This window comes from Nocardioides sp. CPCC 205120, from assembly GCF_048654585.1.
Taxonomy (GTDB): domain Bacteria; phylum Actinomycetota; class Actinomycetes; order Propionibacteriales; family Nocardioidaceae; genus Nocardioides.
On the sequence record NZ_JBMCYY010000003.1, the window covers coordinates 199,555 to 223,719 of the forward strand.

General features: G+C 70.5%; 23 protein-coding genes. 11 read left to right on the forward strand and 12 right to left on the reverse strand.

Annotation, left to right across the window (positions count from 1 at the left end):
* Positions 1 to 80 precede the first annotated feature (80 nt).
* From ACOACO_RS16765 to rodA, 5 genes are read left to right on the forward strand one after another with little or no spacing between them, the layout of a single operon-like run.
* Positions 81 to 1,112, forward strand: a complete 1,032-nt coding sequence (locus ACOACO_RS16765) for a rod shape-determining protein (RefSeq protein WP_277499597.1) — start codon at positions 81 to 83, stop codon at positions 1,110 to 1,112.
* A complete protein-coding gene (gene mreC / locus ACOACO_RS16770; protein ID WP_420297431.1) occupies positions 1,112 to 2,122 on the forward strand; it encodes a rod shape-determining protein MreC in 1,011 nt (336 codons plus the stop codon). The genes ACOACO_RS16765 and mreC overlap by 1 nt, the downstream gene beginning before the upstream one ends.
* Entirely contained in the window at positions 2,119 to 2,631 is a 513-nt protein-coding gene (gene mreD / locus ACOACO_RS16775) for a rod shape-determining protein MreD (protein WP_420297432.1), read from the forward strand. The genes mreC and mreD overlap by 4 nt, the downstream gene beginning before the upstream one ends.
* On the forward strand, positions 2,628 to 4,760 hold the full coding sequence (gene mrdA, locus ACOACO_RS16780) for a penicillin-binding protein 2 (RefSeq protein WP_420297433.1): 2,133 nt from the start codon (positions 2,628 to 2,630) through the stop codon (positions 4,758 to 4,760). The genes mreD and mrdA overlap by 4 nt, the downstream gene beginning before the upstream one ends.
* Positions 4,757 to 6,001 (forward strand): rod shape-determining protein RodA, encoded by a 1,245-nt coding sequence (gene rodA, locus ACOACO_RS16785; RefSeq protein ID WP_420297434.1) that lies wholly within the window; start codon positions 4,757 to 4,759, stop codon positions 5,999 to 6,001. Before mrdA ends, rodA begins: the two co-directional genes overlap by 4 nt.
* A 63-nt stretch (positions 6,002 to 6,064) precedes the next feature.
* Here the strand turns inward: rodA and ACOACO_RS16790 are convergent, their stop codons facing one another.
* Positions 6,065 to 6,364, reverse strand: a complete 300-nt coding sequence (locus tag ACOACO_RS16790; RefSeq protein ID WP_420297435.1) for a hypothetical protein — start codon at positions 6,362 to 6,364, stop codon at positions 6,065 to 6,067.
* Positions 6,365 to 6,526: 162 nt separating this feature from the next.
* Positions 6,527 to 6,949, reverse strand: coding sequence for a winged helix-turn-helix transcriptional regulator (locus ACOACO_RS16795; protein WP_420297436.1), 423 nt, complete (start codon positions 6,947 to 6,949; stop codon positions 6,527 to 6,529).
* Between the two features lie 91 nt (positions 6,950 to 7,040).
* On the opposite strand from ACOACO_RS16795, the gene ACOACO_RS16800 reads away from it, so the two are divergent.
* Positions 7,041 to 7,859 (forward strand): NAD(P)H-binding protein, encoded by an 819-nt coding sequence (locus ACOACO_RS16800; RefSeq protein ID WP_420297437.1) that lies wholly within the window; start codon positions 7,041 to 7,043, stop codon positions 7,857 to 7,859.
* Positions 7,860 to 7,868: 9 nt separating this feature from the next.
* Here the strand turns inward: ACOACO_RS16800 and ACOACO_RS16805 are convergent, their stop codons facing one another.
* Positions 7,869 to 8,426, reverse strand: coding sequence for a hypothetical protein (locus tag ACOACO_RS16805; protein ID WP_420297438.1), 558 nt, complete (start codon positions 8,424 to 8,426; stop codon positions 7,869 to 7,871).
* A 139-nt stretch (positions 8,427 to 8,565) separates the two neighbouring features.
* Here ACOACO_RS16805 and ACOACO_RS16810 point away from each other — a divergent pair, with 139 nt between their 5' ends.
* Positions 8,566 to 10,584 (forward strand): TIGR03960 family B12-binding radical SAM protein, encoded by a 2,019-nt coding sequence (locus ACOACO_RS16810; RefSeq protein ID WP_420297439.1) that lies wholly within the window; start codon positions 8,566 to 8,568, stop codon positions 10,582 to 10,584.
* 1,288 nt (positions 10,585 to 11,872) lie between these two features.
* On the opposite strand, the gene ACOACO_RS16815 is transcribed toward ACOACO_RS16810, so the two are convergent.
* From ACOACO_RS16815 to ACOACO_RS16830, 4 genes are all read right to left on the reverse strand, one after another.
* A complete protein-coding gene (locus ACOACO_RS16815; protein ID WP_420297440.1) occupies positions 11,873 to 13,360 on the reverse strand; it encodes a hypothetical protein in 1,488 nt (495 codons plus the stop codon).
* A complete protein-coding gene (locus ACOACO_RS16820; RefSeq protein WP_420297441.1) occupies positions 13,357 to 13,620 on the reverse strand; it encodes a hypothetical protein in 264 nt (87 codons plus the stop codon). Before ACOACO_RS16820 ends, ACOACO_RS16815 begins: the two co-directional genes overlap by 4 nt.
* 263 nt (positions 13,621 to 13,883) lie before the next feature.
* Positions 13,884 to 14,768 carry a DNA adenine methylase gene (locus ACOACO_RS16825; RefSeq protein ID WP_420297442.1) on the reverse strand — a complete coding sequence of 295 codons (885 nt, stop codon included), beginning with the start codon at positions 14,766 to 14,768 and terminating at the stop codon, positions 13,884 to 13,886.
* Positions 14,765 to 16,252: a hypothetical protein gene (locus tag ACOACO_RS16830; RefSeq protein ID WP_420297443.1), complete on the reverse strand. Its 1,488-nt coding sequence runs from the start codon at positions 16,250 to 16,252 to the stop codon at positions 14,765 to 14,767. The genes ACOACO_RS16825 and ACOACO_RS16830 overlap by 4 nt, the downstream gene beginning before the upstream one ends.
* Before the next feature lie 372 nt (positions 16,253 to 16,624).
* On the opposite strand from ACOACO_RS16830, the gene ACOACO_RS16835 reads away from it, so the two are divergent.
* Entirely contained in the window at positions 16,625 to 17,131 is a 507-nt protein-coding gene (locus ACOACO_RS16835) for an O-acetyl-ADP-ribose deacetylase (RefSeq protein ID WP_420297444.1), read from the forward strand.
* Positions 17,132 to 17,141: 10 nt separating this feature from the next.
* Here ACOACO_RS16835 and ACOACO_RS16840 read toward each other — a convergent pair whose 3' ends face one another.
* Both ACOACO_RS16840 and ACOACO_RS16845 read right to left on the reverse strand, forming a co-directional pair.
* Positions 17,142 to 17,843, reverse strand: a complete 702-nt coding sequence (locus ACOACO_RS16840) for a cation transporter (RefSeq protein ID WP_420297445.1) — start codon at positions 17,841 to 17,843, stop codon at positions 17,142 to 17,144.
* The gene (locus ACOACO_RS16845; protein ID WP_420297446.1) at positions 17,840 to 18,220 is read right to left on the reverse strand and encodes an ArsR/SmtB family transcription factor; all 381 of its coding nucleotides are present in this window, start codon (positions 18,218 to 18,220) and stop codon (positions 17,840 to 17,842) included. The genes ACOACO_RS16840 and ACOACO_RS16845 overlap by 4 nt, the downstream gene beginning before the upstream one ends.
* 98 nt (positions 18,221 to 18,318) lie before the next feature.
* Here ACOACO_RS16845 and ACOACO_RS16850 point away from each other — a divergent pair, with 98 nt between their 5' ends.
* Entirely contained in the window at positions 18,319 to 18,741 is a 423-nt protein-coding gene (locus ACOACO_RS16850; RefSeq protein WP_420297447.1) for a hypothetical protein, read from the forward strand.
* Between the two features lie 33 nt (positions 18,742 to 18,774).
* Here the strand turns inward: ACOACO_RS16850 and ACOACO_RS16855 are convergent, their stop codons facing one another.
* Together ACOACO_RS16855 and ACOACO_RS16860 are read right to left on the reverse strand one after the other, a co-directional pair.
* On the reverse strand, positions 18,775 to 18,900 hold the full coding sequence (locus ACOACO_RS16855; protein ID WP_420297448.1) for a hypothetical protein: 126 nt from the start codon (positions 18,898 to 18,900) through the stop codon (positions 18,775 to 18,777).
* 143 nt (positions 18,901 to 19,043) lie between these two features.
* Positions 19,044 to 19,274, reverse strand: coding sequence for a hypothetical protein (locus ACOACO_RS16860; RefSeq protein WP_420297449.1), 231 nt, complete (start codon positions 19,272 to 19,274; stop codon positions 19,044 to 19,046).
* A gap of 239 nt (positions 19,275 to 19,513) precedes the next feature.
* Here ACOACO_RS16860 and ACOACO_RS16865 point away from each other — a divergent pair, with 239 nt between their 5' ends.
* A complete protein-coding gene (locus ACOACO_RS16865) occupies positions 19,514 to 21,247 on the forward strand; it encodes an ABC transporter ATP-binding protein (protein ID WP_420297450.1) in 1,734 nt (577 codons plus the stop codon).
* Positions 21,244 to 23,241, forward strand: a complete 1,998-nt coding sequence (locus ACOACO_RS16870) for an ABC transporter ATP-binding protein (protein ID WP_420297451.1) — start codon at positions 21,244 to 21,246, stop codon at positions 23,239 to 23,241. Before ACOACO_RS16865 ends, ACOACO_RS16870 begins: the two co-directional genes overlap by 4 nt.
* A 235-nt stretch (positions 23,242 to 23,476) precedes the next feature.
* On the opposite strand, the gene ACOACO_RS16875 is transcribed toward ACOACO_RS16870, so the two are convergent.
* On the reverse strand, positions 23,477 to 24,091 hold the full coding sequence (locus tag ACOACO_RS16875) for a hypothetical protein (RefSeq protein WP_420297452.1): 615 nt from the start codon (positions 24,089 to 24,091) through the stop codon (positions 23,477 to 23,479).
* Positions 24,092 to 24,165 lie beyond the last annotated feature (74 nt).

The following is a 24,165-nucleotide window of genomic DNA, read 5'->3' on the forward strand; positions in this document are numbered from 1 at the left end:
GGTGCGGCTGCTCGTCGTACCCCCACTTCCCCGAGGATCCCGGCGCTCGCCGGGTCCACCCCAGAGCGAAGGCACCCGCGATGATGAGAGGCGTCATCGGCCGCGACATGGCGGTCGACCTCGGCACGGCCAACACGCTGGTCTACGTGCGCGGCAAGGGCGTGCTGCTGGACGAGCCGTCCGTGGTCGCGCTCAACACCCAGACGCAGGAGATCCTGGCGGTCGGGCACGAGGCCAAGCGCATGATCGGCCGCGCCCCCGACACGATCACCCCCGTCCGCCCGCTGAAGGACGGCGTCATCGCCGACTTCGAGGCGTGCGAGCAGATGCTGCGCTACTTCATCCAGCGCGTGCACAAGCGCCGCTACCTGGCGAAGCCCCGCCTCGTCGTCTGCGTGCCCAGCGGCATCACCGCGGTGGAGCAGCGCGCGGTGAAGGAGGCCGGCTACCAGGCGGGCGCCCGCCGGGTCTACATCGTCGAGGAGCCGATGGCCGCCGCGATCGGCGCCGGGCTGCCCGTGCACGAGGCGACGGGCAACATGGTCGTCGACGTCGGCGGCGGTACGACGGAGGTCGCCGTCATCTCCCTGGGCGGCATCGTCACCTCCCTGAGCATCCGCACGGCCGGCGACGACCTCGACCAGGCCGTCATCGCGTGGATGAAGAAGGAGCACTCGCTCCTCATGGGCGAGCGCACCGCCGAGGAGATCAAGCAGACCGTCGGCTCGGCGTTCCCGTCGTCGACGGGCGAGCCGGAGGTCGAGGTCCGCGGCCGCGACCTCGTCTCGGGCTTGCCGCGCACCGTCACGGTCGGCGCGAGCGAGATCCGCAAGGCGCTCGAGGAGCCCGTCCAGGCCATCGTCGACGCCGTCCGCACCACGCTGGACCAGACGCCGCCCGAGCTGGCCGGCGACATCATGGACCGCGGCATCGTCCTCACCGGCGGCGGCGCCCTGCTGCGCGGCCTCGACGACCGCATCCGCCACGAGACGGGCATGCCGGTGCACCTCGCCGACGACCCGCTCACCTCCGTCGCCCTCGGCGCCGGGCGCTGCGTGGAGGAGTTCGAGGCGCTGCAGGCGGTGCTGGTCTCCGACCGGCGGAGGTACTGATGGCGCTGCGCACCCCGCTCCCGCCCTCCCTCGGCGACCTCGGCAACCGCCCGTCGAGCCGTCGTACCCGCCCGCACTGGGACCGCCGCCGCTGGCCGCTGGCCGTCTCGTGGGGCCCCGGTGATGCGGCCGAGCGCCGCCCGCCGCGCCTGCTGGTGGTGGCGCTCGTCGTGGCCGGCCTGTCCCTGATGACGCTCGACCACGTCGGTGGCGACGACTCGCCGGTCGACCCGGTGCGCAGCGTCGTCGGCGAGGTCGTCGGCCCGCTCGAGGTCGGCGCCAGCACCGTGGTGCGCCCGCTGACCTCGATCCCCGACTGGTTCACCAGCCGCGGCTCGCTGCGCGAGGACGTCGCCGCCCTCGAGGCCGAGAACGCCGCGCTGCGCAGCGACCTCGCCGCCTCCGACCTCGACCGCTCCCGCCTCGAGCAGTACGACGGGCTGGTCACCGCCGCGCGCGACCAGCAGGGCAGCATCGTGCCCGCCCGCGTCGTGGCCCACGGCGCCGCCCAGACCTTCACCCGCACCGTCACCATCGACGCCGGCCTGACCTCCGGCGTGCGCCCCGACATGACGGTCGTGGCGGCGGAGGGTCTCGTCGGCCGCGTCATCGCCGCGACCTCGACGACCGCGACGGTGCTGCTCATCGTCGACTCCGACTCCACCGTCGGCGCCCGGGTCGGGCGCTCCTCGGAGGTCGGGTTCCTCTCGGGCAACGGCAGCCTGACCGACCCCACGCGCCTCGACCTCGAGCTCGTCGACGCCTCCGCCGTGCCGGCCGAGGGTGACGTCGTGCTCACCTGGGGCAGCGCCGAGGGCCAGGGCCCCTACCGGGCGGGCGTGCCGATCGGCACCGTGACGCAGCTGTTCTCCACCCCGCGCGACACCACGCAGCGGGCGATCATCGACCCGTTCGTCGACCTCAGCCGCCTTGACGTCGTCGGCGTGTACGTGCCGGACGGCACGGCCAGCGACCGCGCCGTCATCGGCCCGGACGGGGAGGTCCGATGACCGCGCTCCGCACCGGCGTCACCGCGCTCGCGGTGCTGCTCGCCATCGTGCTCCAGGCCGCGCTGCTGCCCCACGTGGGCTGGCGGGGCGTCGTGCCCAACCTCTGCCTGCTCGTCGTCGTCGCCGGCGCGCTCACCCGCGGCGCCCACTTCGGCGTCGTGCTCGGCTTCTGCGCGGGCCTCGCGCTCGACCTCGCGCCGCCGGCCGACCACCTGGCCGGTCGCTGGGCGCTCGCCCTGATGGCGGTCGGTCTCGTCGCGGGCCTCGTGCGCCGCGACGAGCGCCCCACCATCCCCGTCGTGCTCGTGACGGCCGCGGTCGCCTCGTTCGTCGGCGCCTCGGTCTTCGGGCTGCTCGGCGTCGTCACCGGCGACCCGGGGGTGGCGGTCACCGACGTGCTGCTCTCCGTCGTGGCGGGCGTGGCCGGCGACCTGGCCGTCGCGCCGCTGGTGCTGCTGCCGCTCATGGTGCTGCTGACGCGGCTCGAGCCGCAGCGGAGGCTCGCGTGAGCGGCTCCACCACCGAGGCGCCCGGCGCCCGGCGCAGCCGCCTGCGCCTCATCGTGGTGCAGGCGCTCGTGCTCTCCCTCTTCGGCACCCTGCTGGTGCGCCTGTGGTTCCTGCAGGTCGCGGACGGCGAGGCCTACCAGGCGAAGGCGGCGTCGCAGTCGGTGCGCGACATAGTGGTGCAGCCCGCGCGCGGCCTCATCGTCGACGCCCAGGGCCGCCCGCTCGTCGCGAACCGCACCGCGTGGACCGTCGGCGTCGACCGCACCGTGCTCGACGGCATGGACGACACGCTGGCCGACGACCTCCTCGGCCGGCTCTCGACCACGCTCGGCGTCGACCGCGCCGCCATCGACGCGGCGCTGCTCGACTGCGGGGACCCCGGCTCGGTCGAGGGGGAGTGCTGGAACGGCTCGCCGTACCAGCCGGTGCCCGTCGCCGTCGACGTCGCCAGCGAGATCGCGCTCGCGATCGACGAGCAGCCGGAGGACTACCCGGCCGTCGTCGTGGACCGGGAGACGCTGCGCGACTACCCCTCGCCGTACGGCGTCAACGCCGCCCACCTGCTCGGCTACCTCAGCCCCGTCACGGAGAGCGAGCTCGACGCGGCGGAGACCGCGGGCGACCGCTCCGTCAACGGCGCCTCGGTGGTCGGGCGCGCCGGCATCGAGCAGGAGTACGACGCGTGGCTGCGCGGCATGCCGGGCTACCGCCGCGTCGCGGTCGACTCGATGGGCCGCGTGCTCGGCGACGACTCCGAGATCCAGGCGACGCCCGGCGACACCCTCGTGACCTCCATCGACGCGCAGGTGCAGGCGGTGGTGGAGCAGCAGCTCGCCTCGACCATCGAGACCGCCCGCGCGACCGTCGACACCGTGACGGGCAAGCCCTACGTGGCGGACGCCGGCGCGGCCGTCGTGCTCGAGGCGCGGACCGGGCGCGTGGTCGCGATGGCGAGCCAGCCGACGTACGACCCCGGGGTGTGGGTCGGCGGCATCTCGCAGAACGACCTCGACCACCTCTACTCCGAGGAAGCCGGCACCCCGCTGCTGAGCCGCGCGACGCAGGGCCAGTTCGCGCCCGGCTCGACGTGGAAGCCCTTCATGACCGCCGGGGCGCTGACCAACGGCTACGACACCGACACGCGGCTCAACTGCTCGTCGAGCTTCCGGGTCGGGAACCGCGACTTCAAGAACTACGAGTCGGGGGCGTTCGGCAACATCGGCTTCGACAAGGCCCTCGAGGTCTCCTGCAACACGTTCTTCTACCGCATCGGCTACGACTACTGGCAGCGCTTCGGCTCCGACGTCAGCGACGTCGACGCGCCGGACCCGCTGGTCACCGAGGCCAAGGAGTTCGGCTTCGGCACCGCCACGGGCGTCGACCTGCCGGGCGAGGCGTCGGGCCGTATCGCCGACCGCGCGTGGAAGCAGGAGTACTACGCGGCGCAGAAGGACTACTACTGCGCGCTCGGCGAGGAGGAGGGCAACGACTTCCAGCACCGCTTCGCCCGCGAGTTCTGCGTCGAGGGCTTCGCCTACCGCGCCGGTGACGCCGTGAACTTCTCCATCGGCCAGGGCGACACGATCGTCACGCCGCTGCAGCTGGCCCGCGCGTACGGCGCCCTCGCCAACGGCGGCACGCTCTACGAGCCGCGCGTCGCGAAGGCGGTCGTCGACCCCGAGGGGCAGCTGGTGCGCGAGATCGCCCCGGTCGTCGGCGGCACCGTCGACGTGCCGGGCGAGGTCGTCGACTACATCGACGAGGCCCTGCTGGACGTCACGACCACCGGCACGATGTCGTGGCGGATGACGGGCTTCCCGCTCGAGCAGGTCGCGGTGCGCTCCAAGACGGGCTCCGCCGAGGTCTACGGCAAGCAGTCGACGTCGTGGGTCGCGTCCTACACCGACGACTACGTCGTGATCATGATGGTCAGCCAGGGCGGCACCGGCTCCGGCACGTCCGGCCCGGCCGTGCGCGCGATCTGGGAGTCGCTGTACGGCGTGCAGGGCGAGGCCGTGGACGCCGCGACCGCCGCCATCCCGGGCGTCGTGGCCACCGGCGCGCTGCCGACCTTCACCGAGGACGGCTCGATCCTCCCGCCCGCCCGCGACCCGCAGGAGACGTCGTGACCGTCACCCCGCTGCGGCCCCGCGCCAGCGCTCCGCGCGCGGCCTCCGGCGCGCTGCGCGAGCGCACCCGCGTGCCCGGTCTCGACTGGGTGCTGATGGCCGCGGTCGCGCTGCTGCTCGTGCTCGGCACGCTGCTCGTCTGGTCGGCCACCGCGACCCGCGAGGCGCTCGTGGGCGACGACTCCACGGCGTACCTGCGCCGCCAGCTCGTCAACGTCGCCATCGGCGTCGTGATGATGGTCGTCGTCGTGGCCACCGACCACCGCTGGCTGCGGATCTTGACGCCGCTGGTCTACCTGGTGTCGGTGATCGGGCTGGTGCTCGTGCTGGTCATGGGATCGACGATCAACGGCTCGCGCTCGTGGATCCAGCTGGGCGGCATGTCGATCCAACCCGCGGAGTTCGCGAAGCTCTCGGTGGTGATCGGCATGGCTCTGCTGGTCGCGGAGCGCACGCAGGGCACGTGGCGCCGCTCCATCGGCACCAAGGAGGTCGTGGGCCTGCTCGCGATCGCCGCGGTGCCGGCCGTGCTCATCCTCGGCCAGCCCGACCTCGGCACGATGCTCGTGCTGACCGCCACGGTGCTCGGCGTGCTCGCCATCGCCGGGGCGCCGCGGGCGTGGATCGTGGGGCTGCTCGTCGCGGGCGTCGCGGCGGCCACCGTCGCGGTGACGGCCGGGGTGCTGAAGGCCTACCAGGTCGACCGGTTCATGGCCTTCACGAACCCCGACCTCGACCCGCGCGGCGCCGGCTACAACGTCGAGCAGGCGCGCATCGCGATCGGCAACGGCGGCCTCTTCGGCCAGGGCCTGTTCGACGGCTCGCAGACCCGCTCGGGCTTCGTGCCGGAGCAGCAGACGGACTTCATCTTCACGGTCGCGGGGGAGGAGCTCGGCCTCGTCGGCGCCGGTGTCGTCGTGCTGCTGCTCTGCCTCGTGGTGTGGCGCGCGCTGCGCATCGCGGCCGGCTCGCAGGACGCCTTCGGCCGCGTCGCCGCCGGCGGCATCGCCTGCTGGCTGGGCTTCCAGGCGTTCCAGAACGTCGGCATGTGCCTCGGCATCATGCCCGTCACCGGCGTGCCGCTGCCCTTCGTGTCGTACGGCGGCAGCTCGGTCTTCGCGGTCATGCTCGCCGTCGGCGTGCTGCAGAGCATCCACCTGCGCAACGGCCTGCGGGGCGAGGACGGCGCCGTCGCGCGCTACGCCACCGCTCCCCGGCTCGCTCCCGCCGGGCGCCGCTGACCCGAGTCGTCGGTAACGGCACCCGCGAGCACGCCGAGTCGTCGCATCCTGCGCGGAGTACGTTCAGGCGCCGCCGTCGAACGACACCCACAGCGCGGTGAACGCCGCGAACAGGACGAGCAGCAGCGCGAGCAGCGTCAGTGACACGATCCGCCCGAGCCGCGCGCGGCCCGTGGCGCCCTTGGCCTCCAGGGCGAGCACGAAGCCGGCCACCATCAGCAGCACCGGCACCCAGGGCTGGTCGAGGAACGACGCAACGACGGCGGTCAGCGTCGCGGTCAGCGAGCTCCAGGCGAGCCAGTCCTCCCGGCTCGCGGTGGGCGTGGTCGTGGGCGTCGGCCGCTCCACGGTCGTCTCGGTCACTCGGTGTGCTCCCCCGTCGTTCGTCCCCCGGGCGAACGCCCGCGGAGGGAGCGTACGGCGGCGCGCACCCGCCGTACCGGGGTTCGGCCAAGCGACACGGCAGGGGACCCGTCCCGGGACGAGAGTTGTCATCCGGCTGACAAGTTCGGCCCCCGGAGTGCCTCAGCGGACGGCGTCGTCGGGGTGCTCCCGGTCATAGTCCTCGCGGGAGCGGGCGATGGCGTCGCGGTGGGTGAGCGACCAGTCGGCCAGCGCCTTCACGAGGTGGGTGAGGCTCTCGCCGGTGGGGGTGAGGCGGTAGTCGACCTGCGCGGGCACGGCGGGGTAAACGGTGCGGAGCACCAGCCCGTCGCGCTCGAGGCGGCGCACGGTGAGGGTGAGCATGCGCTGGGAGATGCCGTGCACGGCGCGCTGCAGCTCGCGGAAGCGCCGAGGCCCGCCGGCCAGCTCGACGACGACGAGCACCGACCACTTGTCCCCGACGCGGTCGAGCACGTCGCGGATGCCGCAGTCGGGGTGCTCGGGGAGGCCGCAGGGGTCGAGGTCGGCGGCGCCGGTGGTCACAGCGGTGTGCGTGGGTGACACGGAAGTGCCTCCTTGTGGGGGTGGTGCGGGCGGGCTGAGCATCGCAGCGGTAGTCCCGCAGAGAACCCCACCCGAGGAGAGAACCATCCCGATGATCATGGTGACCGGCGCGACCGGACAGCTGGCCTCGCTCGTGCTCGACGAGCTCGCGCGCCGGGAGGTGCCGGCCCTGGGGGCGACGCGCACCCCCGCGGCGCACCAGCGGCGGCTCGACCTCGACGACCCCGCGACGATCGACCTGGCGGGGGTGAGCACGGTGGTGCTCGTGTCGGCCGGGTACGCCGAGGACGACCAGGTGGTCGCGCGCCACCGCGCCCTGCTCGAGGCCGCGGCCCGCGACGGCGTGGAGCACGTGGTCTACACGAGCCTGACGGGCGCGGGGGACCACCTCGGCTTCGCGCTGGCCCACCGCGCCACCGAGCGGCTCCTCGAGGCCAGCGGCCTGGCGTGGACGGTGCTGCGCAACGGGTTGTACGCCGAGCTGGTCGGCGCCCTGCTGACCTGGACGCCCGCCGGGCTGCGCTCCGCGTTCGGCGACGGGGCGGTGGCGGCGGTCGCCCGGGCCGACCTCGCCGCGGCGGCGGCCGTCGTGGCGGCCGCGCCCGCCGAGCACGCCGGGCGCACCTACGACCTCGTCGGCGAGCCGGTCACGGCGGGCGACGTGGCCGCGCGCCTCGGCGTACCGCTCGAGGGGATCGGGCTGGGGGAGTACCGCGCCGGGCTGCTCGCCGACCCGGCCCTGCTGCCGTTCCAGCCGCCGATGCTGGCCTCGATCGCGTCCAGCGTGCGGCACGGGTTCCTCGCCGCGACCGGGCCCGACCTCGCCACGCTGCTCGGCCGCCCGCTCACCGACCCGCTCGAGGTCGCCGTCGCGACCGCGGCGGCGATGCGGCCGGACCGGGCGGCCTGAGGCGGCCGCTCAGTCCAGCCACGCCCACGGCTCGACGCGGGAGGCGTCGAAGGCGCCGACGGCCTCGTCGGCGGTGGGCGCGGGCCGCGGCGGGGTCGCCCCGCGGGCGGTGACCTCGCCGGTGTTGGCGTCGAGCCAGTGGGCGGTGGGGAAGCGGGCGGCGAGCGCGGCCCACGACGCGTCGGTCTCGTCGGGCGCGGGCTCGACGAGGAGGAGCACGTCGGCGCCGCGCTCGCGTGCCGAGCGCAGCACGTCGAGGACGGGGTCGGATGCAAGGTCGGGTACGGCGTCGGGCGCGGCCGGCTCGTCGACCGCCCGCAGCGTGCCGGCGGCCACGAGCGCGACGACGGTGCTGATGACGAAGGCGTCGGCGGCGTCGGCGCGGTCGGGCGGCAGGTCGGGGGAGCGCACCATCTCCGCCCACGGCCCGCCCCACGGCCGGCCGGGGTCGACGATCGCGGCGGTCGGCACGAGGGAGACGTCCTCGCCGGCGGCGACGAGGTGGTGCACCAGGTCGTCGGCGACGTCCGTGAGCGGCACGTCGTCGAGCACGAGCGCGGTCGTCACTGCGGCCTCCTCGGTGGCGGGGCCCCGAACCTAACGGGCACGGCGGCCGCAGACTCGGCAGGCGCGGGGCTCGCGCCGTACCCTTGCCGTTGGCCTGGAACCAGGCTGCACCACCGTCCCCGACCACCGAGGTGTCCTCGTGCCGTCCTTCGCGCCCACCACCACCGGGCCCGAGTCCGTGTTCCCCCGCCTGGAGCCGAAGCTGCCGGGCGTCTCGAAGCCGATCCAGTACGTCGGCGGCGAGCTGAACTCGACCGTCAAGGACTGGGACTGCGGCGAGCAGGCCGGCACCGGCCCGACGGTGCGCTGGGCGCTGATGTACCCCGACGCCTACGAGGTGGGCCTGCCCAACCAGGGCGTCCAGATCCTCTACGAAGTGCTGAACGAGCGGGACTGGATCGTCGCGGAGCGCACGTACGCTGTGTGGCCCGACATGGAGGCCGTGCTGCGGGCCGGTGACGAGCAGGGCCCGATCCCGCAGTTCACCGTCGACGCCCACCGCCCGGTGCGGGCCTTCGACCTGTTCGGTCTCAGCTTCTCGACCGAGCTGGGCTACACGAACATGCTGACCGCGCTCGACCTGGCCGGCATCCCGCTGCACACCCGCGACCGCGACATGGGCGACCCGATCGTGCTCGCCGGCGGCCACGCGGCCTTCAACCCGGAGCCGATCGCGGACTTCATCGACGCCGCGGTGCTGGGCGACGGCGAGGAGGTCGTGCTCGCGATCTCCGAGGTCGTGCAGGAGTGGAAGACCCAGGGCTGCCCGGGCAACCCGCAGCTGGGCCTCGGCCCGCGCGACGAGGTGCTGCGCCGCCTGGCGGTCTCCGGCGGCGTCTACGTGCCGCGGTTCTACGACGTCTCGTACGGCGCGGACGGCACCATCACGGCGTACGAGCCGAACCTGCCCGGCGTGCCCCACCGCGTGCGCAAGCACACGCTGATGGACCTCGACGCTTGGCCGTACCCGGCGAAGCCGCTGGTGCCGCTCGCGGAGACGGTGCACGAGCGGTTCAGCGTCGAGATCTTCCGCGGCTGCACGCGCGGCTGCCGCTTCTGCCAGGCCGGCATGATCACGCGGCCCGTGCGGGAGCGCTCGATCGAGACGATCGGCAACATGGTGGAGAACGGCATCCGCAAGTCGGGCTTCGAGGAGGTCGGCCTGCTGTCGCTCTCCAGCGCCGACCACACGGAGATCGGTGAGGTCGCGAAGGGCCTCGCGGACCGCTACGAGGGCTCGAACGTCTCACTGTCGCTGCCGAGCACGCGGGTGGACGCGTTCAACATCAGCCTGGCCAACGAGTTCTCCCGCAACGGCCGGCGCTCCGGCCTGACGTTCGCGCCGGAGGGCGGCAGCGAGCGGATGCGGAAGGTCATCAACAAGATGGTGACCGAGGAGGACCTCATCCGCACGGTCGCCGCCGCCTATTCCCACGGCTGGCGCCAGGTGAAGCTCTACTTCATGTGCGGCCTCCCCACGGAGACCGACGAGGACGTGCTGCAGATCGCCGAGCTCGCCAAGCGGGTGATCGCCAAGGGCCGCGAGGTCTCGGGGCGCAACGACGTGCGCTGCACCGTCTCCATCGGCGGGTTCGTGCCGAAGCCGCACACCCCGTTCCAGTGGGCCGCGCAGCTCGACCACGAGACCACCGACGAGCGGCTGCGCAAGCTGCGCGAGGTCGTGCGCGAGGACAAGAAGTTCGGTCGCGCCATCGGCTTCCGCTACCACGACGGCAAGCCCGGCACGATCGAGGGACTGCTGTCGCGCGGCGACCGCCGCGTCGGCGCGATCATCGAGGAGGTCTGGCGCGACGGCGGCCGCTTCGACGGCTGGAGCGAGCACTTCTCCTACGACCGCTGGATCACCTCCGCCGAGAAGGCGCTGGCCGGCACGGGCGTCGACCTCGACTGGTTCACCACCCGCGAGCGTGAGTACGACGAGGTCCTGCCCTGGGACCACCTCGACTCCGGCCTCGACAAGGACTGGCTGTGGGCCGACTGGGAGGACGCGCTCGCCGTGGCCGACGGCTCCAGCGACGTCGAGGTCGAGGACTGCCGCTGGACGCCCTGCTACGACTGCGGCGTCTGCCCCGAGATGGGCACCGAGATCCAGGTGGGGCCGACGGGTCGAAAGCTGTTGCCGCTGTCGGTGGTGTGAGGGGGTTTCACACCAGTACGACGCCCCTCTTCATTAGCGGGTTCGTTCTGGTCGAGCCCAAGTGTGAGCGTTCGAATTTTGACTAGATTCTCTGTCAAAATGTAAGTCGCGTTCTGATCGGACACCCGCGCCACGCGTTGCGCGGGCGTCCAGAAACTGGTGCAATTGGTCGGCCAGCGGCCCCGGCCTCCCGCGGTGATGATCGCTCTCGGCGTCGCCCCGTCCGGCATCCCCCGCTCGGGCGTTGACCACCGCGTCTACCCCGCTGCTGCACGCTGCCGCCTTTGACGACGTCACCGCCTTGAGGGCATCCGCTGCCGCCTCGCCGCGGTGTGGATGACTACGACGAGACCCCTTAGTGAGCGCTACGACTGGACTGCAGCCACCGCAACTCACCCCGGGCGATGTGAGTCCGGCAGGCGTGCTGTCGGCCCTAACACTATCGAGGCCCGCCAGAGATCTTCGGCGCAGGACTGAATGGTACGAGCCGGAGCCAGAAGGTAGGAAGATAGAAGAAGCGGTCCCGGAGCGTTGCGCGCGGATTACTCTTCGCACGTGTTTGCAATGCTCAGAGAACACATCGGGCTTCTCATTGCCGCGTTCGCAGGCTTCACCGTAGTTGTCAAGCTTTGGGTGGCCGCGCACGGCGTTGTAGCTACTGTTGCGAACATCTTGTCGGCCGGCGGGACTGCCACGTCAGTGGTGGGTGCCCTAGCGGTCGGCCTACCCCGACTGCAACGGCGCCAAATGATCTCCGTGACGCGAGGCAGTGATGATGGCTGAAGACGGTTCAATCTGTCACGCCTGCGATTGTCACCCGAGCGGTGGAGCGGGTCTCGACAATAGAGTGCCCAACAACGGCGTGCGCTGGGCCAGCACCGTATGGAACTCCGGCCGGCTGGAAGTCAGTTGACCCTTCCACCCGGCGGTCCGCTGCGGTGCTGGCTCGGCCCGAGACACCAGTATGGTCATGGCTAACGGCGATATACAGCCGAAGTCGACCCGGCCCTGTCGACGGGCGTTGGGGCGCGCTCCTGCTTGCGGTAGTAGTCCAAGCTTCGACTACCGGCAGGGAGTCGCAACGCGCTCCTAGCGGCGTGGACGGGAACTAGGGCATTCGGAAAGGTGCCTACGTTGCTCGACGTGCTGGTGATGACTGCGGAAACAAGAGTGACAAGCGGGCCTGGCCCGCGAAAATCAGGTCGGTCTTTCAGCGTCCGGATGGGCGCGGTGTGTTTAGTTCTTAGAATGGACGAGTCGCTAAACGCAGTGTCTAACGTTGGATAGGTCAACGAAAGGCGTCGGACCGCGCGTACGCGTCGATGAGGTCATCTCGACGTTCCTCACTTGCGAGGAAGCCGTGGTTCCACATCTGGTAGGCCGCCGTACGCGCTCCAACACCGTACGTGGTCAAGATTTCTGGAAACGCATGCTCGACGGGCGCGTCACCCAGCACCGCTCGGATACCTGAAGTCGGCAGAAGGAGTTCCGCAGCGAACGCGCCCGACCGCCGTCGACGGATGCCCTGCGCGAAGTCTCCTGACCCCGCACCAATTCGATCGTGGCGAACCGGGTCGCACAGCACGTGTCCGAGTGCGCGAGCCTGCTCAAACCGGCGTCCCCAAGACGATTGGTTCTTTGGCGTTTTGAAGAGTTGGATGACGGGCGGACTGGTCTCGCTTGCAGCGACCGCCATGTCGTTTCCACGCCCGGGCACCCCGGCGTCCTGCACCGAAATGTTCAGGGGATCAAGGAGGGCGGTCTGTAAATCTCCAACCGGGAGGGCATCGCTACTGAAGTGCCGTCGTACCTCGGTGGCGGCTAGGTAGCCGGCTTCGATGCCGCTCTTGGCCGGCCTTACAGCCTCGTGGACCCGAGCACGCAGGTCGCGCCAGACGCTTGTATCGCCAGCGCGCGGGTCCTTCCCCAAATCCAAGACGGAGGAAAGCAGATCGGCGGAGATAGTCGGCGTGAGGTCTCGCAAGACCTGGCATAACACGCTCTCGGCTGGGTCGTGCCAGCCGGGATCGAGTCCCAGAGCGTTGTACACCGCGGCGTCTCCATCGGTGTCCATCAAATTCCGGAGTCTGCTGAGTGACTGGCCGACGAACATCTCGAGAGCCCACGCGTCATCTCTCGGTCCAGCGGTAATCGGGTCTTTTGACGACACCCAGTCGTAGCCCAATTCGTCAACGTGCGAGACGGACGCAGCAACTTGCCGGGCGAACTCCGACAGCACCTCAAAACCGGTGTTCCACGGCAATCGCGCCGCGCCGGAAGGAGTAATGAAGCGCAGTGGGAAGCGAGCGACTGAATGCGACCCGTCATCCCATTGCAGGACCATCATCTCGTCGTCACGCCCGACTGCCAAGTCGGGGAGCAGCGAACCGTCGGATCCGGCTCTCAAGAAATGCGCCTGCCACCAAGCATCACGCTCGTCGAGCCACTGGTCCTCCGACAGCCCCAGCTCCGGCGAGGTGTCCGCCCAGCGGACTTTGTCAAGGTGCCACTTTCCGGACCCTGGGTAGGGACCCGTGCGTTCCTCGAACGCGATCCGGGTCGCAGAATTGACCAGCCAATCCACTACCGGAGCGAGTGGAACGAAGACCTGGTCACGGATCACAGACTCGCCGCTAACGACATGGCGACACAGGTTGTTTCCGTTGACCCAGATCTCCATCCCTGCCCAGCCGGCTCGTTCTGGTGCATACCTCGTATCCCACGAAGGCTGAACCGGCAGGAGGCGGATCCCAAAAGTCTGCGAGTTGCCGATCACGGTTGCCCGAACTCCTTGACCAGTCGCTTGTACTCGGGATCAGTGATGAGTCCGCTGTCGCGAAAGACTCGAAGCACTCTGGCGGGAACGAAACTCGCGGGATGAGCATGGAAGGCGGGACCCGAAGGGTCGTGGCACTTCGCATCGAACATCTGAAGGCTTCCATCGGGCAACCGGCGAACGTTGAAGCGGCGGGAGGACGGACCGTCGTGTAGCGGCACTGCAGTTTCCAGAAGTTCGTCACGCTCCTGCACAGTCATGTCTTGAGGACAAAGGGCCTTCGTCGGCCGCCACTGAGGCGGTCCGGCTTCTGTCGTTTCCCGCTTGTGGGCCGGGTTGGGCCAGTACTCCATAGCCCAAGACTCTCACACGGTGGCGAGTCGACTCGGTCCCTAGACTGGCGTTGGAAAGCTGAAGCGCCCCTCCCCCGGCGCAGATGGTTGGCCCGCCGCCTCCACGCCAGTTCACACCATCGTTACTGGTGTCGCGACCTGTATCCCATGGTGGGATCTCTTGGCAGTGTCTAGTTAGCGGGCTTGTTCACCCATACGCCCTCGTCGCGCATGACGTGCAGATCCGGCACTCGGAGGCGGCGACTGAAGAACATGTACTCGCGACCTACCTTCTGAACTTGGGCTGTGTGAGAGATGCCGAACCGCAAGCAGCGGAAGTTCCCGTAGAGCGCACGCGTTCTTTCGTCTGCGTCGTAGGTCAGGATCCACGGGTGAGGAGACTTGGTCAGCACCTGTTTCAATTGCTCATGCTCGCCCCACGAGTGGTCGGTCATGTACAGCTCCTCGCCCGGCACCACGTAGGGCGGGTCCACGTAGAGAAGCACTGGCCTAGTGCGCCTATTGAGTGTGCGGACCAGTTCGACCGCGCGCTGTTCTCGCACGTCGACCTGAGATGCATATTGTTTGAGATTGCAAATCCTGCGCACGAGGTCGGCCTTGTTGAAACGCGCATCGATCAACCAATTCCCAGTCTGGTCGAGACCGCCAATAGGTCGAGCGCTGAGAATCCCGGAGCGGTTCGTGCGGTTAAGGAAGAACGTAGCGAAGCCGAGCGTGAGATCGTCCCGAGCATCCGGCGTGAGGTAGACAGTCCGCTGCTCGTGCCAATTAGCGATGTTGACGGCGCACTCGGACACGAGCCCGGCCAGTCTCTCAGTGTCAAAGAACACCGAGCGCCAGAACGCGGCGATTCCGGGGTTGAGGTCGTTGATGATGACCTTAGAGACGTGTCCGTCTGACAGCAGTTGCAAGCCCGCGCCGGCACCGCCCGCGTACGGCTCGCAGTACGTGTCGATGACCGCAGACTGGGTCGCGAGCACGCGCGCCAGATAGGGAGCAAGACGGGCCTTCCCTCCGGGATAACGAAGCGGTGAAAGATACGAGGGGCCGCTCACCTCAAGGCCTCGTTGATACTGTTGAGCAGCGGTGTAAACGCCTCGCTGAACCGTCGCGCTAGATGAGGATCGGCTCGCGCCGATGGATTGTGCATGAATTGGTGCATATAGGTAACGCCGATGCCGTTGACCTCCATCAATGCTTGAACAAGGTCCTGACGGACTCTCTGAGGGGTATCAATGGTGGGGTCCAATTTGACGATGCACCCGCGAATTTTCTGGGCGAGTTTGTCGTTCTCCCTCTTGCCCGACCACGCAAGAACCTTGGGGTCAGAGACCGCCAGTTCCAGGATCACTCGCGCCTGAACACACGCGGTCGCGTAGTTTTCATCGATTGGGAGTGTCTTCACCTCTCGCAGCAGCCGCTGTATGTTGGGCGACAAGCTCGGCAGATTGACCTTGGAGTACAGGCAGCGTTCGGGCTTCTTGTCGCGCTTGCTGCCGCTGCCCGGGCCAGACGTGTCGTGATCGTCCGAATCCTTCCCGTTGTCGCCGCCGACAGCATCCCCGTTGTCGCCGGTGGCGCCGGCGTCGTCGCCAGACGAATTGGCGCCGTCGGCCGAGTCTTCGTCCGTCGAGTCGTCGTCATCCGGCGCGTGGATCTGAGGTGAGTATGGGTGATCCGCCAGCCTGACGTGGTTTGGAAGCGAGTCGGCTGCGCTCGGCAGGAAAGTCGCGGCCTCGTTGTTCAGCAGGTCGCCACGCAGCGTGTCGTTCTTGAACGCGTCAACCGAGTTGTCGACAAGGTATTTGAAAGCCCAGACGAAGTAGTCGTGTAACTGGTTCGCGGTGTGCCGAGCAGTGAGCGTCTGCGGATCGCCGTCCGTAGCCTGCTTCATCAGAAACTGCATCCGGCTGAGGGTCACGCCAGTGAACATGCGGCCGATATTCGTCAGTTTATTGGCGCGTACCGTGTTAATCAGGGCTATCAGTTCGGTGTCCCCCTGGTACGCCTCGGTCAGTTCGTCAGCAATTGCGATGGATCGCACGGTGCCGCTGTCGACGGGTGCTTTCATCCGCTTGCGGTGGAGGGCTGTCTGCTGAGCACTCCACGTACGCACGCCCACGCCGTCGTTGGCTCCGGTGTGACGCAACGTTAGCCACGGATCGGCTTCCTCTCGACTCGTGGTTATCGCGCAGTAGATGGTGGTCGGCGGCTTCTTGCCAGAGTCCTTGAGTCGCTTGAATGTCGCTTGGTGCTCTGGGTTGTCAGCCAGCATCGGATCAGCGAGAAGTTTCAGGGCCGCAAACCGTCGATTCCCTTCGAACACGACGTACTTACTGCCGTCTTTCCAGGCGATAGGCAGCTCGGTAGGGTTCGCCTCGCCGCGGTGGCATAGGTCGCGTGCGAGGGCGAGCAGCTGGGTGTAGCCCTCCGTCAACAGGCGATTGATGGCCTCTCTGTCGTTCGAAGTACCGTCAGGTAGGCGCGGGTTCTGCGGGTCCAGCAGGGTCTGCGACGGGCGCAGGCGCTTGTACTCCATGTGTCCTTCCGGTTGCTCCCCCAGTCAATCGGAACCGAGGTACCGACAGTCCCGGTCAAGATAATCAGATCTAGGCGGCTTGCAGAGGGCGGACGCGCCAGGGCGCTGGCAACCCGAAGCTGACCGATGCGTGCAGCGTTGTTGCCGGTCGTTGAGCAGGACAAGATGCGCTGCGGTGCGAGATGCGTCCCGAACCAAAGGCCATTGGCTCAGGTTGTAGCTCGACCTGCGGGCGATTCGACCCTCTGAGAACACCAGCACAGGGTTCATCTGGGCGGTATGGCGCACCGTCCGCCGTGGTGTCCGGTGTCCCGAGGTACGGCGCTCGGACGTAGTGTCGCGGCAAGGAACCGTCGTACTGAGGGAGGTCCCGTGGACGGGTACGCCGACGTGACGGTCGTCGAGGGTGACATCACGCAGCAGCGAGTCGACGCGGTCGTCAACGCCGCGAACCGGCGGATGCGGGGCGGGGGCGGCGTCGACGGCGCGATCCATGCCGCGGGCGGACCGGAGGTGCCGGCCGACTGCGTGCGCCGGTTCCCCGACGGCCTCGCCACGGGTGACGCCGGCTGGACGACCGCCGGCGCTATGCCAGCGCAGTGGGTGATCCACGTCGTGGGTCCGAACTACTCCGCAGGGGAGCGCGACCGCGGGCTGCTGGAGTCCTGCTACCGCCGCGCGCTCGAGGTGGCCGACGAGCTCGGGGCGGGCACGGTCGCCTTCCCGCTCGTCAGTGCCGGCATCTACGGGTGGCCGCGCGAGGACGCCATCGCCTGCGCGATCGAGACGCTGCGCACCACCCCGACGCAGGTGCGTGAGGCCCGGCTCGTGGCCTACGGCCGCCGCGCCTACGACGAGATCGCCGCCGCGCTCGGCTGACCGCCGTACCTCAACAGGAGGCGCAGCAGCCGCACGCCTCCGCCTCGTCCGACCCGTCGACGCCGAGGTCCCGCGGCACCGACGGCGCGCAGCACGCGTCCCCGCGCAGCGCCCCGACGCCCTCCTTCACCGCGACGGCGGCGATGACGAGCGCGGCGACGGGGTCGGCCCAGCTGATGCCCCACAGGCTGTTGAGCAGCAGTCCGGCAAGCAGCACCGCCGAGAGGTAGGTGCACAGCAGCGTCTGGTGGGAGTCCGCCACCGCCGAGCGGGACCCGAGCTCGCGCCCTGCCCGCCGCTGGGCCCACGACAGCAGCGGCATGATCCCCAGGCTCAGGGCCGCGATGGCGATGCCGACGCTCGAGTGCTCCGCCTCGTGGCCGCCGAGCAGCGCGCGCACGGCGTCGAGCGAGACGAACGCGGCGAGCAGCAGGAACGACGTACCGATCACCCGCAGCGCCACCCGCTCCCGCGCCTCGTGGTCGCGGCCCGCGAACTGCCACGCCACGGTCGCCGCCGAGGCAACCTCGACGAGCGAGTCGAGCCCGAACCCGATGAGCGCCGACGACGACGCCGCCGCCCCGGCCGACAGCGCGACGGCCGCCTCGACGAGGTTGTAGCCGATCGTCAGCGCGACGAAGAGCCGGATGCGCCGCACCAGCACGTCCCGGCGCGCGGGGCTCGGGCCGAGGGCCACCGCCTCCACGCTCATCGAGCCGCTCCCGCGGTGGCGCCGGACGCGTCGGCAGCGGGTGCGGCGGGGGTGGGGGTCGCCGTGCCGTCCGGGCCGCAGCACGCCGGGTCGGTGACGAGCACGACGCCGAGCAGGTCGGCGAGCGCGTGGGCGATGCGGGCGTCGGCCAGCTCGTAGCGGCTGCGCCGGCCCTCGGGGGCCACGACCACGAGGCCGCAGCCGCGCAGGCACGCGAGGTGGTTCGACATCGCCTGCCGCGATACGCCGATGGAGCCGGCCAGCTCGCTCGGGTAGCCCGGCCCCTCCGCCAGCGCGAGCAGCACCTGCACCCGCGTCGGGTCGCTGAGCGCGTGGCCGAACCGGGCGAGCACGTCGATCGACGTCGTTACATCCACCGCTGAACTATAAAGCGCGTCGTGAACAGTAGGAACCGCTGGCCGCCGGCGGGCGGGCAGGGCGTTTCGTGCCGTCGTACCGGGGGAGCGTGGGCCCCGTGAGCCAGCAGCCTCCCCACAGCCCTGCCCGTCACCGCCTCGCCTGGCCCGTGCTCGCGCTCGTCGCCGCCCTGGTGGGCGTCGGTGCGGGCATCGCGATCGGGCTGCTGGTGGCAGGGGACGGGTACGGCGGCGACCGCGACGAGCGCAACGCGGCCATGGCGTGCAGCCTGCTGGCGGACATCGACCGGGAAGACCCGTTCGACGACGACGCGCCGATGGAGGACCCCACGACGTGGGAGATCTCCGCGATCGCCTCCCTGGCCAACGCGGCGGCGACCGACGGGCGGCGCTACCGCTCGCTGGCCGAGGCGGCCGACCTGGCGTGGCGCCACCTGCAGACGCGGAACATCGAGGAGCTGCCGACCGCGCTCGACGACGTCGCCGACGAGTGCGAGTCGCGCGACCTCGCCATCGACTGACCCCGCACGCGGCGCCGGTGACGGAGAGCGGCGTCAGCGCAGGTCGCGGCCGCGGTTACTCGCAGGACGGGTCCGGGTGACGACCCTGGCCACTCCGTTCCAGACGGCCGAGACGAGGACGTAGAGAGTCAGCGCGACCACGATGATGTAGCCGAACACCAGCGGCTGCTCCCGGGTCCAGTGCAGGTGGTCGACCTTCGGGGCGAGCTACAAGGTGGCGGTCACCAGGGCGGGCACGGCGGAGAAGAGGCCCGCGACCAGGTGGCGCATGTCGACCGTGGGTCGCTCGTCTTCCACAGCGGTCACGACGACGCGGCACCCGCGCGCCGCTCGGCGGCCTCGTCGACCGCGGTCCACACCCGGTAGATCACCCGCTCGAGCACGGCCGCGCTCACGCCGAGCGCGGCGAGACCGATGGCGGTCCGCAGCGGATACGACAGGTGGTCCAGCGCCGGGGTCAGGAACAGCGCCAGCACCAGGAACATCCCCGGCCAGGCGATGACGCGGCTCGTCCGCCACCTCGTGTACGCCACGCGCGCCACCGTAGGCCCCGCGCCCGCCCGCGTCCCGCGAACGCGGGTCGCGCGCCGCACCCACACGCCGTACCCGAGGCACGCCCGAACCCCGCCGAAAGTCGGAAGCCCCGGCGAGGCCACCCCCGATATCGTGGGCGACCGGCGCGCGACGCGCCGCCTGACGGGCCTCGCGCCCCGCCGCAGACGCGCCGCCACCGCGACTGCCGCCGTACCCCACCGCTCGAACCGAGGCCCACTTGCTGTTCCGCCTGCTGCGTGACCACCTGCGTCCCTACCGCCGTCAGCTGCTCGCCATCGGGCTGCTGCAGCTGGGGTCGACGGGGGCGATGCTCTTCCTGCCCAACCTCAACGCCTCGATCATCGACGAGGGCGTCACCCGAGGCGACACGGGCCACGTGCTGCGCATCGGCGCGCTCATGCTGCTCATCTGTCTCGGTCAGATCGCCTGCCAGGTGACGGCGGTCTGGTTCTCGGCGCGCACCGCGATGGCGGTCGGGCGGGACATGCGGGCGGAGCTGTTCGGGCGCATCACCGGCTTCTCCGGGCGCGAGGTCGGGCAGTTCGGGGCGCCGTCGCTCATCACGCGGGTGACGAACGACGTGCAGCAGGTGCAGATGCTCACCCTGATGACCTGCAGCATCGCGGTGTCGGTGCCCATCATGATGTTCGGCGGCATCGCCATGGCGCTCTACACCGACGTCGGGTTGTCGTGGATCTTCGCGGTCGTCGTGCCCACCCTCTTCGTGGTCGTCGCGATCGTCGTGCGCGGCATGGTGCCGAGCTTCCGCGCCCAGCAGGGCCGCATCGACACCGTCAACCGCGTGCTGCGCGAGCAGATCACCGGCATCCGCGTCGTGCGCGCCTTCGTGCGCGAGCGCGAGGAGACCGACCGGTTCGACGACGCCAACGCCCAGCTGACCGAGGTCTCGATCCGCGCCGGCCGCTGGCTGGCCACCCTGTTCCCGCTCGTCATGCTCGTCGTCAACGTCGCGAGCGTCGCCGTCATCTGGTTCGGCGGCCACCGCGTCGACTCCGGCGAGCTGGGCGTGGGCCAGCTGACCGCATTCATCGCCTACCTCATGCAGATCGTCATGTCGGTGATGATGGGCACCTTCATGCTCATGCAGATCCCGCGCGCCGCGGTCTGCGCCGACCGCATCAGCGAGGTGCTCGACACCTCCTCCAGCGTCCACCCGCCCGAGCAGCCCGTCACACGCCTGCCCGAATCCGCGACGCTGCGCTTCGAGCACGCCGGCTTCACCCACCCCGGCGCCGAGAAGCCCGTCCTCACCGACGTCTCGTTCTCCGCCGGCCCCGGCCAGACCGTCGCCGTCATCGGCTCCACCGGCTCCGGCAAGTCGACCCTCGTCGACCTCGTGCCCCGCCTCATGGACGCCACCGAGGGTCGCGTGCTCGTCGGCGGCGTCGACGTGCGCCAGGTCGACCCCGAGCTGCTGTGGTCGCGCATCGGCCTCGTGCCCCAGCGCGCGTTCCTCTTCAGCGGCACCATCGCCAGCAACCTGCGCCACGGCAAGGCCGACGCCAGCGACGACGAGCTGTGGGAGGCCCTCGAGGTCGCCCAGGCCCGCGACTTCGTCGCCGCGCTCCCCGACGGGCTCGACTCGGTCGTCGCCCAGGGCGGCACCAACTTCTCCGGCGGTCAGCGCCAGCGCCTCGCCATCGCACGGGCCCTCGTGCGCCGCCCCGAGATCTACCTCTTCGACGACTCGTTCTCCGCGCTCGACCTCGCCACCGACGCCCGGCTGCGCGCCGCGCTGCAGCCGTGGACCACCGACGCGTGCGTGCTCGTGGTCGCCCAGCGCATCTCCACCATCCGCGACGCCGACCTCATCCTCGTGCTCGAGGACGGGCACCTCGTCGGCGCCGGCACCCACGAGACGCTCGTCGACGACTGCCCGACGTACGCCGAGATCGTCGCGTCCCAGCTGAGCGCGGAGGAGGCGGCATGAGTGCGACCGACGAGAAGCAGGACGGCGGGCTGCGCGCGACCGAGCGCATCGCCGTACCCCAGCGCGGGCCCGGGCCCGCCGGCGCCATGGGCGCGGGCGAGAAGGCCATGGCGTTCGTGCCGTCGGCCCGCCGGCTGCTGCGCCGCATGCGCCCCCAGCGCGCCAAGGCCACCCTCGTGATCCTGCTGGCCATCGGCAGCGTCACCCTCATGTCGCTCGGGCCGTGGCTGCTCGGGCGCGCCACCGACCTCGTGTTCGCCGGCTACATCGGCCGGCAGCTGCCCGGCGGCCAGACCGCGGAGCAGGCCGAGACGGTGCTGCGCGCCAGCGGACAGGGCGACCTCGCCGACCTCGTCTCCGGGATGAGCGGCCTCGTGCCCGGCCAGGGCGTCGACTTCGGGGCCGTCGGGCGGGCGCTGCTCGTCGTGCTCGCCGTGTACGTCGCAGCTGCCGCGCTCGCGTGGCTGCAGGGGTGGCTGCTCAACGACGTCGTGCAGTCGACCATCCGCGAGCTGCGCGCCGACGTCGAGCGCAAGATCCACGCCATGCCGCTCGCGACCTTCGACAAGGCGCCGCGCGGCGAGCTGCTGAGCCGCGTCACCAACGACATCGACAACGTCGGCCAGACCCTGCAGCAGACGATGAGCCAGCTGCTCACCTCGCTGCTCACCGTCGTCGGGATCCTCGTGATGATGCTGTGGATCTCGCCGCTGCTCGCGGTCGTGGCGCTGGTCGCGGTGCCCGTCTCGCTGCTGCTGACCGGCGCGGTGATGAAGCGCAGCCAGCCGCAGTTCGTCACCCAGTGGCGCCGCACCGGCTCGCTCAACGCCCACGTCGAGGAGTCCATCTCGGGGCACGCGCTCGTCACCGTCATGGGCCGCCGGACCGCGGCCGAGGAGACCTTCGCCGAGCAGAACGACGCGCTCTACGACGCGTCGTACCGCGCCCAGTTCGTCTCCGGGCTGCTCATGCCGGTGATGATGCTGATCGGCAACATCTCGTACGTCGTGGTGGCCGTCGTCGGCGCGTTCCGCGTGACCGCCGGCGCGATCACGATCGGGGACGTGCAGGCGTTCATCCAGTACTCGCGGCAGTTCAACCAGCCGCTGACCACCGTCGCGTCGATGACGAACCTGCTGCAGTCGGGCGTCGCGTCGGCCGAGCGGGTCTTCGAGCTGCTCGACGCCGACGAGGAGATGGACGCCACCGTCGTCGCCGCCCAGGCCGCCGCCGCGGCCAAGGCGCCCCGCGGGCACGGGGAGGTCGCGTTCGAGCACGTCTCGTTCTCCTACAGCGCCGACCGCCCGCTCATCGAGGACCTCTCCCTCGTCGCGCGCCCCGGCCAGACCGTCGCCATCGTCGGCCCCACCGGCGCCGGCAAGACGACGCTGGTCAACCTCGTGCTGCGCTTCTACGAGCTCGACGCCGGGCGCATCACCCTCGACGGGGTCGACGTCACGGAGCTGTCGCGCCACGACCTGCGCGCCCAGACCGGCATGGTGCTGCAGGACACCTGGCTCTTCGAGGGCACCATCCGCGACAACATCGCCTACGGCCGCCCGGGCGCCAGCGAGGACGACATCCTCGAGGCCGCGCGCGCGACGTACGTCGACCGGTTCGTCGGCTCGCTGCCCGACGGCTACGACACGGTCGTCACCGAGAACGGGGAGAACCTGTCCGCCGGTGAGCGGCAGCTGCTCACCATCGCCCGCGCGTTCCTCGCCGACCCGGCGCTGCTGATCCTCGACGAGGCCACCAGCTCGGTCGACACCCGCACCGAGCTGCTGCTGCAGAAGGCGATGGGCGCGCTGCGCCAGGACCGCACGTCGTTCGTCATCGCCCACCGGCTCTCCACCATCCGCGACGCCGACGTCATCCTCGTGATGGAAGCCGGGAGCATCGTCGAGCAGGGGACGCACCGCGAGCTGCTCGAGGCCGACGGCGCGTACGCCGCGCTCTACCGGTCGCAGTTCGCGGCGAGCGCGATCGACTGAGGGGGAGCGGTCAGTCGGCCGTTCCGCGCCGGCGTGGGGCTGGGGGTCTGCGGTAGTCCCTGACGTTTTCGACGTCCCGCCCGGCGTGTCGCGCGGGAAACGTCAGGGACTACCGAGCGCCCCGTCCAGCCTCGTCTTCGGGTTGCGCCCGATCGGATGCCCACGGGTCTAGGTACATGTCGACAATCCAGGCGGGCTGTCGCGGCGGAGCATCGGCCCCGACCCGCGCCCGCCCTCAGAGTCCCGGCGAGGTGGCCGCGTCGCCGTACACGCGCCGCGAGGTGACCGTGCCGGCGCCGTTGCGCTGCTCCAGCACCTGCGAGGCCTGCACCTCGACGCCGCGCAGCGTGGCGCCCGGGCGCACGCAGGCGGCGGGCAGGCGCAGCAGGATCCAGCCGTCGGTGGTCGACGTGGTGGCGGTGGCCGGGGTCCGGCAGACGCCGTCGCGCTCGGAGATGGTGGCGGTGACCTGCGGGCGGGCGCCGACCTCCCAGATGGCGGTGCCGGTGAGGAACGCGGACGTGCCGTCGTACAGGTCCACGACGACGGACTGGGCGCCCTGCTGGCGGTTCGCGACCTTCGCCGCGCCGTAGAACTTCTTCAGGTCGATGCGCACGAAGATGGTCTGCGACGTCGAGGTCACCGTGACCCGGTGCAGGTCCACGGCGGCCGGGTCGATGCGCGGAGTGAACGACGGGCCGGAGCTGGCGTACGGGTCGAGGGTCACGTCGCCGCGGGCGTCCGCGAACGCGATCGTGGGGGCCGCGGCCGCGCCGCTGGCGGAGGGGGCCCAGCCGAGTCCCGCGACCGCCGCCACCAGAGCCGCTGCCGTCCACGTCCTGCGCACCATCACGTACCCCCGTCACCCCCGGCTGCCGCTCAACCGACCGGGGGCAACGCTTCCGCCCGCCGGGGTCGATCGTC